Annotated in this window: 11 protein-coding genes and 1 pseudogene; 11 read left to right on the top strand and 1 reads right to left on the bottom strand. The window is 63.3% G+C overall.

Annotation, left to right across the window (positions count from 1 at the left end; all coding sequences use genetic code 11):
- Positions 1-116 precede the first annotated feature (116 nt).
- A pseudogene (locus BRX37_RS06940) lies at positions 117-1,220 on the bottom strand (IS3 family transposase).
- Positions 1,221-1,429: 209 nt separating this feature from the next.
- Here BRX37_RS06940 and BRX37_RS06935 point away from each other — a divergent pair.
- The 11 genes from BRX37_RS06935 (at position 1,430) to BRX37_RS06885 (ending at position 12,564) form a co-directional block, all read left to right on the top strand.
- Positions 1,430-2,482, top strand: a complete 1,053-nt coding sequence (locus BRX37_RS06935; protein ID WP_125986038.1) for a lytic murein transglycosylase — start codon at positions 1,430-1,432, stop codon at positions 2,480-2,482.
- Positions 2,466-3,458, top strand: coding sequence for a septal ring lytic transglycosylase RlpA family protein (locus tag BRX37_RS06930; RefSeq protein WP_125986037.1), 993 nt, complete (start codon positions 2,466-2,468; stop codon positions 3,456-3,458). The genes BRX37_RS06935 and BRX37_RS06930 overlap by 17 nt, the downstream gene beginning before the upstream one ends.
- 47 nt (positions 3,459-3,505) lie before the next feature.
- Positions 3,506-4,669, top strand: a complete 1,164-nt coding sequence (locus tag BRX37_RS06925; RefSeq protein WP_004207133.1) for a D-alanyl-D-alanine carboxypeptidase family protein — start codon at positions 3,506-3,508, stop codon at positions 4,667-4,669.
- The gene (gene tmk, locus BRX37_RS06920) at positions 4,666-5,292 is read left to right on the top strand and encodes a dTMP kinase (RefSeq protein WP_125986036.1); all 627 of its coding nucleotides are present in this window, start codon (positions 4,666-4,668) and stop codon (positions 5,290-5,292) included. The genes BRX37_RS06925 and tmk overlap by 4 nt, the downstream gene beginning before the upstream one ends.
- The gene (locus BRX37_RS06915; protein ID WP_125986034.1) at positions 5,289-6,260 is read left to right on the top strand and encodes an AAA family ATPase; all 972 of its coding nucleotides are present in this window, start codon (positions 5,289-5,291) and stop codon (positions 6,258-6,260) included. Before tmk ends, BRX37_RS06915 begins: the two co-directional genes overlap by 4 nt.
- Positions 6,261-6,303: 43 nt before the next feature.
- Positions 6,304-7,872: a methionine--tRNA ligase gene (gene metG, locus BRX37_RS06910; RefSeq protein WP_125986033.1), complete on the top strand. Its 1,569-nt coding sequence runs from the start codon at positions 6,304-6,306 to the stop codon at positions 7,870-7,872.
- A 3-nt stretch (positions 7,873-7,875) separates the two neighbouring features.
- Positions 7,876-8,664, top strand: coding sequence for a TatD family hydrolase (locus BRX37_RS06905; protein ID WP_125986032.1), 789 nt, complete (start codon positions 7,876-7,878; stop codon positions 8,662-8,664).
- Complete coding sequence (locus BRX37_RS06900) at positions 8,661-9,449, top strand: MBL fold metallo-hydrolase (RefSeq protein ID WP_125986031.1); 789 nt, start codon at positions 8,661-8,663, stop codon at positions 9,447-9,449. The genes BRX37_RS06905 and BRX37_RS06900 overlap by 4 nt, the downstream gene beginning before the upstream one ends.
- Entirely contained in the window at positions 9,449-10,108 is a 660-nt protein-coding gene (locus BRX37_RS06895; RefSeq protein ID WP_125986030.1) for a retropepsin-like aspartic protease family protein, read from the top strand. The genes BRX37_RS06900 and BRX37_RS06895 overlap by 1 nt, the downstream gene beginning before the upstream one ends.
- On the top strand, positions 10,105-11,409 hold the full coding sequence (locus tag BRX37_RS06890; protein WP_125986029.1) for an MFS transporter: 1,305 nt from the start codon (positions 10,105-10,107) through the stop codon (positions 11,407-11,409). Before BRX37_RS06895 ends, BRX37_RS06890 begins: the two co-directional genes overlap by 4 nt.
- 153 nt (positions 11,410-11,562) lie before the next feature.
- The gene (locus BRX37_RS06885) at positions 11,563-12,564 is read left to right on the top strand and encodes an IS30 family transposase (protein WP_125986028.1); all 1,002 of its coding nucleotides are present in this window, start codon (positions 11,563-11,565) and stop codon (positions 12,562-12,564) included.
- Positions 12,565-12,733: the final 169 nt, after the last annotated feature.

Here is a 12,733-nt window from a genome sequence, read left to right as displayed (position 1 = left end):
TCGTCGAAAGCCCTGCTCCCTACTCTGCACATCAGCTCCACACCTTTGACTTCGTCATCTAAGGCGGAAAGGACCTCATCATGTCGAAGGCTCTTGAAATCGAACATAAGAGTTTTCTAGACGCCTTCTGCTTTTAAAATCTGCTGCCGTTCGAACTGTGCGGGGGACAGCATCCCGTTCCTGACCTGCTTGCGGACCGGATTGTAGAACATCTCGATGTAATCGAACACGTCCTGCCGGGCTTCATCGCGTGTTTTGCAGGTCCGGCGCTTAATGCGCTCACGCTTGAGCGAGGAAAAGAAACTCTCGGCCACCGCGTTGTCGTGGCAGTTGCCACGCCGGCTCATCGAGTGCTCAAGATTGTGAGCCCGGATGAAGGCCGCCCAGTCCATGCTGGTGAACTGCGAGCCCTGATCCGAATGGATCAGCACCCGCTGCTTCGGCTTGCGCCGCCATACCGCCATGTGCAGCGCTTGCAGCACCGCATCGGTGGTCTGCCTGCTCTGCATCGACCAGCCCACCACGCGGCGGGAATAGAGATCGATCACGACAGCCAGATAGGCAAAGCCCTCCAGAGTGCGGATGTAGGTGATGTCCGTCACCCAAGCCCGATCGGGAGCTGCGACGTCGAACTGACGATCCAGAGTATTGTCGACCGCCAGGGACGGTTTGCCGCCATAGCTGCTGGGCCGGCGCTTGTAGCCGACCTGCGCCCTGATACCCGCCAGCCTGGTCAACCGGGCAACGCGGTTGGGGCAGCAGGTCTCGCCATGATCCAACAGGTCATCGTGTAGCTTGCGATAGCCGTAGACCTTACCGCTGTCGCTCCAGGCCTGCCGCAGCAACTCTGTCTGACGAGCATCGTCCCGAGCCCGCTGGCTCAGCGGGTTCTTCTGCCAAGCATAGAAGCCGCTTGGCTGGATGCACATGCTCGGCAACAAACGCGTATCTCACTTTGCATCCCTGGCGAAATACGCGGTGGCTTTTTTTATGATGTCGCGCTCCTCGGTCACCCGAGCCAGCTCGCGCTTCAACTGGCGGATCTCAGCATCCTTGCTGGCATCGCCAGACACCACCTTTGCCAGTTGCCGCTTCCATGCCTACAGCGAATGCTGACTGACGCCGAGCCGCTCGGAAACCTCCGCTACCGGATACCCGCGCTCGGTGATCTGGGCCACCGCATCACGCTTGAACTCATCGCTGAAATTGGGCTTCCCCATCGTCGTCTCCTGTCCTCAAAATTAGGATAGAAGGCGTCCAGAAATCTAGGAGCTACTCACTCGGCCACACTTCCGTTGCGACGCTTCCTAGCGAAGCCGGCGAACAAGCCAAGGGCAAAAATGACAATATTGAGGCTAATGGTCGTCCATTCGCGACTTCGTATCGGATAGGGGTTTCGCCGGTCGCCCTGGCTGTGCCACAAAAGGTCATGGCAGATTCTCGGTTCAATTCGCTGGCCATTGCGCTGATGATGGGTTTTTCGACGGTTGTGGCAGGATTGGCTGCGCCACAGGTCGCGATCGCGCAGGATGATGGGGACTTTCGCGCCTATCTGGAATCGCTGCGGCCCAAGGCACGCGCCATGGGCATTCGCGACGCGACGCTGGACGCCGTCTTCCCGACCCTGACGATCAACCCGCGCGTGGTGGCGCTTGACCAGAGCCAGCCGGGCGGGGGCGCCTATTCGCCCATTCCCAATTTCGAACCCTATCGGGTCAAGCATGTCGATGCCGCGCGGATCAGCCGCGGGCGGGCAGTCTATGCCGCCAATCGCGCACGACTGGCCCGGATCGAGGCGGAAACCGGCGTGCCCGAGGAAATCATGGTCGCCATTTTCGGCCACGAAACCAACTACGGCTCCTACACCGGCGATTTCGACCTGATCCGGTCGCTGGCGACGCTCGCGCACGAAGGGCGCCGCCGCACCTTGTTCGAGCCGGAATTGCTGGCGACACTCAAGATGCTGAACGATGGCGTGCCGCGCAGCCGGCTGGTCGGCAGCTGGGCCGGGGCGACCGGCTATCCGCAATTCCTGCCCTCGGTCTATCTCAAGCTCGCCAAGGATGGCGACGGCGATGGCCGGGCGGATATCTGGACCAGCCAGGCGGATGCGCTGGCGTCGATCGCCAATTATTTCGTCGCGGCGGGATGGCGGCGGGGCCAGCCCTGGGGCGTGGCTGTCAGCGTGCCGACCAGCTTCAACCGCGCCTCGGTGGCGGCGCGCACGACGGCGCCGCGCTGCCCACGGGTGTTCAATCGCCACAGCCGCTGGCTGACCATGGCCGAATGGCGCAAGCTGGGCCTGTTCCCCGCCAGTGGCATCTGGCCAGCGGACACTGTCATGGCGACCCTGCTGGAGCCTGATGGGCCGGGCAAGACCGCCTATCTGCTGACCAGCAATTATCGCGCGATCCTCGACTATAATTGCTCCAATTTCTACGCTCTTTCCGTGGGGTTGCTGGCCGATGCGGTCAAGCAATAGGAACTGGATCGCACTGGGCGGCGCGGCGTCTCTGCTGGCCTCCTGCGGCAGCGAGCAGGCCGTTGCGCCGCCGGCGCCACGCCCCGCGACACCTGTAACGGCGCCAGCGGTTGCGGACGAACCGGTCAAGATCGGCGAACCCTATAGCGTGGGCGGCAAGACTCACGTCCCGGCCGATCCGGTCAATTATGACGAGGTCGGCTATGCCAGCTGGTATGGCGAGGAGGCGATTGGCAAGCCGACGGCCAATGGCGAGGATTTCGTGCCGTCGGCGATCAGCGGCGCGCACAAGACCTTGCCCCTGCCAAGCTATGTCGAGGTGACGGCATTGGACAGCGGTCGCACTATCCTGGTCCGGCTTAACGATCGCGGCCCGTTCAGCGACGACAAGCTCATCGACCTGTCGCGCGGCGCGGCCGAGCAACTGGGCATTACCGGTGATGGTGCCGCGGCCGTTCGCGTCCGGCGGGTCAATCCACCCGAGCAGGAAAAGGCTTTGCTGCGGGCCCGCCAGCGCGCGCCCGAGCGGATCGACACGCCGCAACCCTTGCTGAAGGTGCTGCGCGGGCGTCTGGCGCAAGTGCCGGCAAGCCAGCCAGCGCAGGTTCAGGCCGCGCGCCCCGTCGTTCAAGCGATCCCGGCTTCGAGCAGTTCCAGCCGTCGTGGCGCATCCTTCGATACGCCCACGCCACCTGCTCCCAAACCGGTCCCCAAGGCCACGACACCGGCACCGGCAAAACCAGTATCGGCAAAACCGGTATCTGGCGGCTATGTCGTTCAGGTTGCTGCGCTTTCTTCCCAAAGCCGGGCCGAGGCGCTCGCCAGGCAGATCGGCGCGCACGCCGTGGCGGCCGGTTCGGTCTGGCGGGTGCGCTATGGTCCCTATCCCTCGCAGGAGGCAGCGCAGGCCGGCGTGAAGGCGGCGGCAGCGAAGGGCTTTGCGAATGTCCGTGTCATGGCTAATGACGCGCGCTAATCATAGCGATGCGTCCAGCGAATCTATCCAGTCGAAGGCTTGAGTTCATGAAGAAAACCGTTGCCGCCACTCTCTTCGTCGGTCTGCTGGCCCAGCCGCTGGTTGCCGCGGCCCCGCCTTATACGAGCGAGGCGCCGATCGCCTATCTCAAGGATCTTTCCTCGGGCGCCGTCCTCTATGACAAGGGCGGCGAAACCCGCATGCCGCCGGCCTCGATGGCCAAGATGATGACGGCGCATGTCGCCTTCCGCCTGATCCAGAAGGGCGAACTCAAGCTCGACACCAAGTTCACGGTTCGTCCGGAAACCTGGCAGCAATGGCACGGCCCCAAGGCCGGTTCGACCATGTTCCTGTCGGTGGGCGAGCAGGTGTCGGTCGAAAATTTGCTGCACGGCATCGTCACCCTGTCGGGCAATGACGCCTGCGTCGTGCTGGCCGAGGGCATTGCCGGCACCGAGCAGGCGTTCGTCGCACTGATGAACGAAGAGGCCAAGCGCATGGGCCTCAAGAACAGCCATTTCGGCACCAGCAATGGCTGGCCTGACGAGGGCGTGACCTATGTCACCGCCGAAGATCTGGCCAAGCTTGCCGAAGCCACGATCGTCGAAACGCCGGACCTCTACAAGAAATTCTACGCCACCCGCTCCTTCACCTGGGGCAAGACCATGGGCGGCTCCGACATTGCGCAGGCCAATCGCAATCCGATCCTGGGCAAGATCGCAGGTGCCGACGGCCTCAAGACCGGCCATACCGAAGAAGCCGGCTTCGGCTTCACCGGATCGGCCGAGCAGGATGGCCGCCGCCTGGTGATGGTGGTCGCCGGCCTGACCAGCTTCAACGGCCGGATCACCGAATCCGTCCGCTTCATGGACTGGGGCTTCCGCGCCTGGAAGGCGCAGCCGCTGTTCAAGAAGGGGCAGACGGTCGAGACCGCCGCGGTTCAGCTCGGTAGCGCATCGACCGTGTCGCTGGTCGCGCCGCAGAATATGGCGGTCACCATGCCGCGCACCGCGTCGGCCAATGTGAAGGTGAAGGTCGTCTATACCGGCCCGATCAAGGCGCCGATCGCCAAGGGCCAACAGATCGCCCAGCTCATCGTCCAAACCCCGGATACACCGCCCCAGGTGTTGCCGCTGGTTGCCGGTGAAGATGTCGCGGAAGCCGGCATTTTCGGTCGTTTGTGGAATGGTCTGAAGTCCTTCTTCGGGTGATAACAGGCCGTTTCATCACGCTCGAAGGCGGCGAGGGCGCCGGCAAGTCGACCCAGCTTCGTGCGCTGGCGGCGGCCTTGCGCGCGCGCGGGCTGGAGGTTGTCGAGACCCGCGAGCCGGGCGGCAGCGAAGGGGCGGAAGCGATCCGTGCCATGCTGCTGACCGGTGGTGCGGACCGCTGGAATGCCCGCGCCGAAGCTTTGTTGTTCGCCGCCGCGCGGGCCGACCATATCGAAAAGACCATCCGCCCGGCGCTGGCCCGTGGCGCCTGGGTTCTGTCCGATCGGTTCCTCGACAGCAGTCGCGCCTATCAGGGGCAGGGCGATCTCAGCGATGCCGACATATTGACGTTGCACCAGATCGGCAGCGCCGGCTTCCTGCCCGATCGCACCTTGTTCCTGACCCTGCCGGAAGCGGAGGCGGAAGCCCGCGCCCATGCCCGCGACGGCGACGTGTCGGACCGGATCGGCGGTCGCGACCGCGCCTTTCATCGGGCCGTGGCCGATGCGTTCGTCCGCTTTGCCGCCGATGAGCCGGCACGGGTCCGCGCGATCGATGCGTCGGGCGCAGCGGACGATGTCACGACCCGACTGCTCGCGGCACTGGACGACCTGCTGTCATGACGTCACTGGTCGGGCATGGCGCCCAGGCGCAGACCCTGCTGGCGGCAGCGAGCAGCGGCCGCATGCATCATGGCTGGATATTGACCGGCCCGCGCGGCATCGGCAAGGCCAGCTTCGCCCGCGCCATGGCGATGCGCCTGCTGGCGGATGCGGCCGGCCCGAAGATCGAGGGCGAGGGTCTCGCCGTTCCCGAAAGCCACCCGATCCGCCGCCTGATCGAGGCGAACGCGCATCCCGATTATGCCGAACTGGCGCCGCTGGAAAAGGATGGTGTTACCGCGCGCAACATCAGCGTCGACCAGGTGCGCGGCCTGCAACGGCTGATCCAGTCGGCGCCCTCGCTCTCTTCGCGGCGCATCGTCGTGATCGACAGTGCCGATGATCTGGAGCGCGGCGCCGCCAACGCCCTGCTCAAGACGTTGGAAGAGCCGCCGGCGGACATGATCTTCCTGCTGGTCAGCCATGCGCCGGGCCGGCTGCTGCCCACCATTCGTTCGCGCTGCCGCACGATGCGCTTCGATCCGCTGTCGGACGGTGCCATGGCGACGGTGCTGCGGCGCGAGGATGAAAGCCTGTCCGGGCCGGAACTCGATGCGCTGCTGCGCGCGGGGGAGGGCTCGCCCGGTCGCGCGCTGCGCTATGCGGGCCTCGACCTTGCGGGGCTCGAAAAATCGCTGCTGGCGATTGCGGCCGACGGCGATCCCGGCAATCGCGAGCGCCTGCGCTTGGCTAAGACGTTGGCGGGCAAGGCCGCCAAGCCGCGTTACGAAGCCTTTCTCGAACGCGCGCCCGCCTTCATAGCCCAGGCTGCCCGGACCCGCCATGGCCCGGCACTGGGTAGCGCGCTCGATCATTGGGAAGCGGCCCGGCATCTGGTGGGCGGCGCGGTCATCCTGTCGCTGGACCCGGCCTCGGTCGTTTTCGAGCTGGGCGGCCATGTCGCGGCACTGGCTGAGGCGGCGACCTGAAAAGCGGCTTTGCGGCGACGCGAACAGCCGCTAGGGAGGCTGCATGTCGCAGCCTTACACCATCACCACCGCCATCTCCTATCCCAACGGCCGTCCGCATATCGGCCATGCCTATGAGGTGATCGCCACCGACGCGATCGCCCGGTTCCAGCGGATGATGGGCCGCGATGTCTTCTTCCAGACCGGAACCGACGAACACGGCCTGAAGATGGCCCAGACGGCGCGCAACCGCGGCATCGAGCCGCGCGAGCTGGCTGATGAGATGTCGTCCTATTTCAAGCAGATGAACGATAGCCTGAATATCAGCTATGATCGTTTCATCCGCACCAGCGAACCGGATCATCACCGCGCCAGCCAGGCGATCTGGCAGGCGATGGAGGCCAATGGCGACCTGTATCTGGGCCGCTATGAGGGCTGGTATTCGGTCCGCGACGAAGCCTTCTATGACGAGAAGGAAATCACCGAGGGCGAGGATGGCGTAAAGCTGTCGCCGCAGGGAACGCCGGTCGAATGGACCGTCGAGGAAAGCTGGTTCTTCCGCCTGTCCCAATATCAGGACAAGCTGCTGGACCTCTATAACAGCCAGCCCGACTTCATCCGCCCGGAAAGCCGCCGCAACGAAATCCTGCGCTTCGTCGAGGGCGGCCTGTCCGATCTCAGCATTTCGCGCACCAGCTTCGACTGGGGTGTCAAGGTGCCCGGCGCCGACGGCCATGTCATGTATGTCTGGGTCGATGCGCTGACCAACTATATCACCGGCTGCGGCTATCCCGACGATGCCGAGCGGATGGCGCGCTATTGGGCTGAGGGTGGTGACATCACCCATATCATCGGCAAGGATATCGTGCGTTTTCATACGGTTTACTGGCCGGCTTTCCTGATGAGCGCGAAGCTGCCGCTGCCCAAGCAGGTGTTCGGCCATGGCTTCCTGCTGAACCGCGGCGAGAAGATGTCGAAGTCGGTCGGCAATGTCGCCGATCCGATGGAATTGGCCGAACGCTTCGGCGTCGATCAGCTGCGCTATTTCCTGCTGTCCGAAGTGACCTTCGGCAATGACGGCAGCTATAGCGCCGAAGCGATTGTCCAGCGCTCGAACAGCGATCTGGGCAACGCGTTCGGCAATCTGGCCCAGCGCACGCTGAGCTTCATCGCCAAAAATCTGGAAGGTCGCCTGCCGGCCGTGAACGGCCATGACGCCGCCGATACGGAGCTGTTCGCGCTGATCGACAAGGTCGTGCGCAGCGATATGCCCGCCGCCATGGCCGATCTGGCGCCTTCGGTGGCGATCGATGCTTGGCTGCGCGCGGCCTTTGCCTGCAATCAATATATCGACGCGCAGGCACCCTGGTCGCTGCGCAAGACCGATCCCGAGCGGATGGAGACAGTACTGGCGACGCTCTATATCGCCATCGCCCAGCTGGCGGTCGCAATCCAGCCGGTGATCCCGGCGAGCGCCACCGCGCTGCTCGACCATATGGGCGTGCCGGCGGACAAGCGCAGCTATGGCGCGATCGGCGATCATTGGTATAGCGATCTGGCCGAAAGCGATTTCGGGCTGGCCGCGCCCAAGCCGCTCTTCCCGCGCCTGGAACTGACCGAAGCGGACGCCTGACGGATGTTGATCGACAGCCATTGTCACCTCAATTACAAGGGGTTGATCGAGGATCAGCATAATGTGCTGGAACGCGCCCGTGCGCGCGGCGTCGACCTGATGCTCAATATCGCCACCCGCGAAAGCGAGTGGGACGATGTGCTGGGTACGGCGGTGCGCGAGGCGGATGTCTGGGCGACCGTCGGCATCCACCCGCATGAGGCGGACGAGCATCCTCACGTCGACACCGCCAAGCTGGTCGAGCGCGCGGCCCATCCGCGCGTCGTTGGCATCGGTGAAACGGGCCTCGATTATTATTACGACCATAGCGATCGCGAGCGGCAGCAGAAGAGCTTCCGCAGCCATATCGCCGCCTGCCGCGAGACCGGCCTGCCGCTGATCGTCCATACCCGCGAAGCGGAAGAGGATACGCTGGCGATCATGCGGGATGAGATGGGGAAGGGGGCCTATAGCGGCGTCATCCACTGTTTCACCGCCAGCGGCGCCTTCGCTGATGCGGCGATGGACCTTGGCTTCTTCATCAGCATTTCGGGCATCGTGACCTTCAAGAGCGCGAAGGATCTGCAGGAAACGGCGGCGCGCCTGCCGCTCGACCGGCTGCTGGTGGAAACGGACTCGCCCTTCCTCGCCCCGGTGCCCCATCGCGGCAAGCCGTGCGAGCCGGCCTTCGTCGCCGACACGGCGCGCTTCCTGGCTGATCTGCGCGGCGAGAACATCGAGAATCTGGCGGCGGCGACCTCGGCCAATTTCCTCCGCCTCTTTGCCAAGATCGAGGGCCGGCCGCAGGCATGAGCCTCAAGCTGACCATCCTTGGCAGCGGCACATCCTCCGGCGTTCCCCGGATCGGTAATGATTGGGGCGCCTGCGATCCCACCGAGCCGCGTAACCGCCGCACCCGCGTCTCGATCCTGGTGGAAAGCGCGACGACCCGGATATTGGTCGACACATCCCCGGACCTACGGGCGCAATTGCTGGCGGCCGACGTGATCGACATCGACGCGATCCTGTGGACCCATGACCATGCCGATCACAGCCATGGCATCGACGATGTGCGCCAGCTGTTCCATCATCGCGGCAGCCCGATCCCCGGCTTTGCCCGCGCCCAGACGATGCGCCTGCTCCAGGCCCGCTTTGCCTATGCCTTTGCGGGGAGGGGGGGCTATCCCCCGATCATCATCCCGCATGATCTGCCCGATGGGCTGCGGATCGGCGATATCGACATTGCCTGCACCGACATGCCTCATGGCAACATTTATTCGACTGGATTTCGCTTCAATCATGATGGTAGCCATGTCGGATATGCTACGGATTTTCATGAAATAACCCCGGATATGCTGGCGCTGTTCGATGATCTCGACATCTGGGTGGTCGATGCGCTGCGCGCCCGGCCGCATCCCACCCATGCCCATCTGGAGATGACATTGGCGGGGATCATGGCAACCCGGCCCAGTCGCGCGATCCTGACCCATATGGACCAGAGCATGGATTATGCCACCCTGTGCGCCACGCTCCCCAAAGGGGTGGAGCCGGGCTATGACGGGCTGGTGATCGACCTTAACGACGGAGCACCCCACTGATGGACGGCACGGATCAGGCGATGTCCAGCATCTGGTATCTGCTCGCCCTGGTCCTGGTCGGTTCCGCCTTGATCGGCCGCCGCATCGCGCTGGGCAGCTTCGTGCGGATGGCCCTGCTATGGGTGCTGATCTTCGGTGCCCTGCTCGGCCTCTTCACCTTCGCCCAGAAGGCGGGACTGATGCCGGCACGGTTCGCTGCGGAGGAGGGGGCCTTGCTCCAGCCACAGAACAGTGCCGAGCCTATATCACAGCCCGCGCCGCCGCCGGCCCCACCGCCGATCCAGTCCGATGGGCAAGTGGTGCGCATTCCGGTCGCGCCGGACGGCCATTATTGGGTGGAGGGCATGGTCAACGGCATGTCCGCGCGCTTCCTGATCGACAGCGGCGCGACCATCACCGCCCTTTCGGAAAATACCGCCCGCGCCACTGGCCTCAATATCGACATGAATGCGCCCCCGATCCCGCTCAACACCGCCAATGGCAAGATCGACGCGCGCCGCGCCAGCATCTCGACGCTGACGGTCGGGCCGCTGCGCGCCAATGATGTCAAGGTCGTCGTCTCGCCGGCGCTGGGCGACGTCAATGTCATCGGCATGAACATGCTGTCCCGTCTCAAAAGCTGGAGCGTTGAAAATGGTGAAATGGTGCTGACGCCATGACGTCACATGAGGGGCAGGGTGCGGCACCCGACAAACGGGCCCGGCTCAAGGCGATCATCGGCGGATCCACCGGCAATCTGGTCGAATGGTATGACTGGTATGCCTATGCTGCTTTCACCCTCTACTTCGCCCCGCATTTCTTCCCGAGCGAGGACCGCACCGCCCAGTTGCTGAGCGCAGCCGGCATCTTCGCCGTGGGCTTCCTGATGCGACCGATCGGTGCCTGGCTGATGGGCGTCTATGCCGACCGTCATGGGCGCAAGAGTGGCCTGACCCTGTCGGTCTCGCTGATGTGTGCCGGATCGCTGCTGATCGCGGTGACGCCGGGCTATGAGGTGATCGGCGTCGGCGCGCCGCTGCTGCTCGTGCTGGCCCGGCTGATGCAGGGGCTGTCGATCGGTGGTGAATATGGTTCCAGCGCGACCTATCTCACCGAAATGGCCGGCAAGGACCGACGCGGTTTCTATTCCAGCTTCCAATATGTGACGCTGATTGCCGGGCAGTTGGTGGCGATCTGCGTGCTGCTGCTGCTCCAGTCGATCCTGACCGAGGCGCAGCTTGACGCCTGGGGCTGGCGCATTCCCTTCGCCATAGGCGGCGCGCTGGCGGTCATCGTCTTCTGGCTGCGGCGCGGTCTTGCCGAAACCCAGAGCTATGAGGTCGCCAAGGCCGAAGGCGCCCCCAAGTCCGGCTTCATCGAACTCATCACCAACCATCCGCGCGAGACACTGACGGTGATGCTGCTGACCGCCGGCGGCACGATCGCCTTCTATGCCTATTCCATCTACATGCAGAAATTCCTCGTCAACACGGCCGGCTTCGGTCGTGAAACAGCGTCGGAAATCAATGGGATAACATTGTTTGTTTTCATGTTGTTGCAGCCTTTGGCTGGCGCCTTGTCCGATCGCATCGGTCGCAAGCCGCTGATGATCGGCTTCGGCATCATGGGCGTGCTCTGCACCTATCCGATCTTCGCCACGCTGGCGGTGACGCGCGATCCGCTGGTCGCTGGGCTGCTGGTGATGGCGGGCTTGGTGATCGTCACCGGCTATACCTCGATCAATGCCGTGGTAAAGGCCGAGCTGTTTCCCGCGCATATCCGTGCGCTCGGCGTCGCGCTGCCTTATGCGCTCGCCAATACCTTGTTCGGCGGCACGGCCGAGTTCGTCGCGCTCTGGTTCAAGCAGTCCGGGATGGAATCCGCTTTCTATATCTATGTCAGCGTCATGATCGCGATTTCGCTGACGGTCTATGTCCGCATGCGCGACACCAAAGCCCATAGCCGCATCCTGGAGGATTGAGATGGACGAGGAGGAATACCTCCCATCGATCCTGTTCATAATTTAACATAATATATATTATCGAACTTAAATCTGCGAAGTGGTGGATTCTAGATCGAAGTGCGAAATCCCAGGATTTATGAGGGTTTGATCCCCTTTCCAGGAAGGCACGATATGAACGGCTATCAGCATCTGGGTTTGGACGAGCGCCGGGATATTTATCAATTGATGGCCACCGGACGGTCTGTTCGGCAGATCGCGGATGCGCTGGGTCGCCATCCGGCGACGATCTATCGCGAGCTCAAACGCAACCGGCACCTGGATGAGCATCCGCTGTTTCGCGGCTATTTTCCCACGGCCGCGCAGACCATGGCCAACGGCCGTCGTGTCCGCGGCGGCAAGATCGCTCGCAGGCCGGAGCTCGCCGCTTACATCGCCAACCGATTGTCGGCAGCCTGGTCGCCAGAGCAGATTGCGGGCTACCTTCGCCGTCATCGGGGTATTCGCGAGACGGTTTGCCACGAAACCATCTATCAATATGTCTATGGACCTGAAGGACGGCACCAGAAGCTGTGGCGCCATCTGCCTGTTGCTCGCCGTTCGCGCCGGCAACGCTATGGCCGAAAGCCACGCGGTCTCCACATTCCTGTGACCAACACGATCGGCGCGCGGCCGCAGGAAATCGCGGACCGCAGCAGCTTTGGCCATTGGGAAGGCGATCTCCTGATCTTCAAGCGAGAATATGGCAAAGCCAATCTCACTTCGCTGGTCGAGCGCCGCAGCCGCTTCACTTTCCTCGCGCGTAATCCGAGCCGGCATTCCGCCGGCGTCATGGCGGGCATTGATCGGCATTTGCATGCTCTGCCCCCTTCCCTTCGACGAAGCATCACCTTCGATCGCGGCACGGAATTTGCCGCCTTTGCGACACTGCGAAACAGGCTCGGCATCACCAGTTATTTCTGCTTGCCGTCAGCACCCTGGCAAAAAGGCGGTGTGGAAAATTGCAATGGCCGGATACGGCGCTTCTTGCCCTCCCACACTGACCTTGCGCTGCTGTCGGAAAAGGAGATCCAGGCCGTCGCCGATCGACTTAACAGCACACCCCGTAAATGCCTGGGCTATCGTACTCCGCATGAGGTTCTGGGAGAGCAGATCGCCCTTCTCAAGGGCGGATAAATTTTGCCGTCCGGGGTGGGGCTCGCCCCACCCCGGATGAAATGCTACGCATCACCTCGGGTGTCGCGCTTCAAATCGAAACCGCCAGTGAGGGATCACTAATCGAAGCGTCTCAAGCCGCTTGAGCCCCATCAGCGGAGCGCCGCGCCGCGCCGACATCACAGGCGTT

Origin of the sequence: Sphingomonas sp. S-NIH.Pt3_0716 (genome assembly GCF_003950715.1) — a bacterium.
GTDB lineage: Bacteria > Pseudomonadota > Alphaproteobacteria > Sphingomonadales > Sphingomonadaceae > Sphingobium > Sphingobium yanoikuyae_A.
This window is presented reverse-complemented; position numbering and strand designations above follow the sequence as displayed.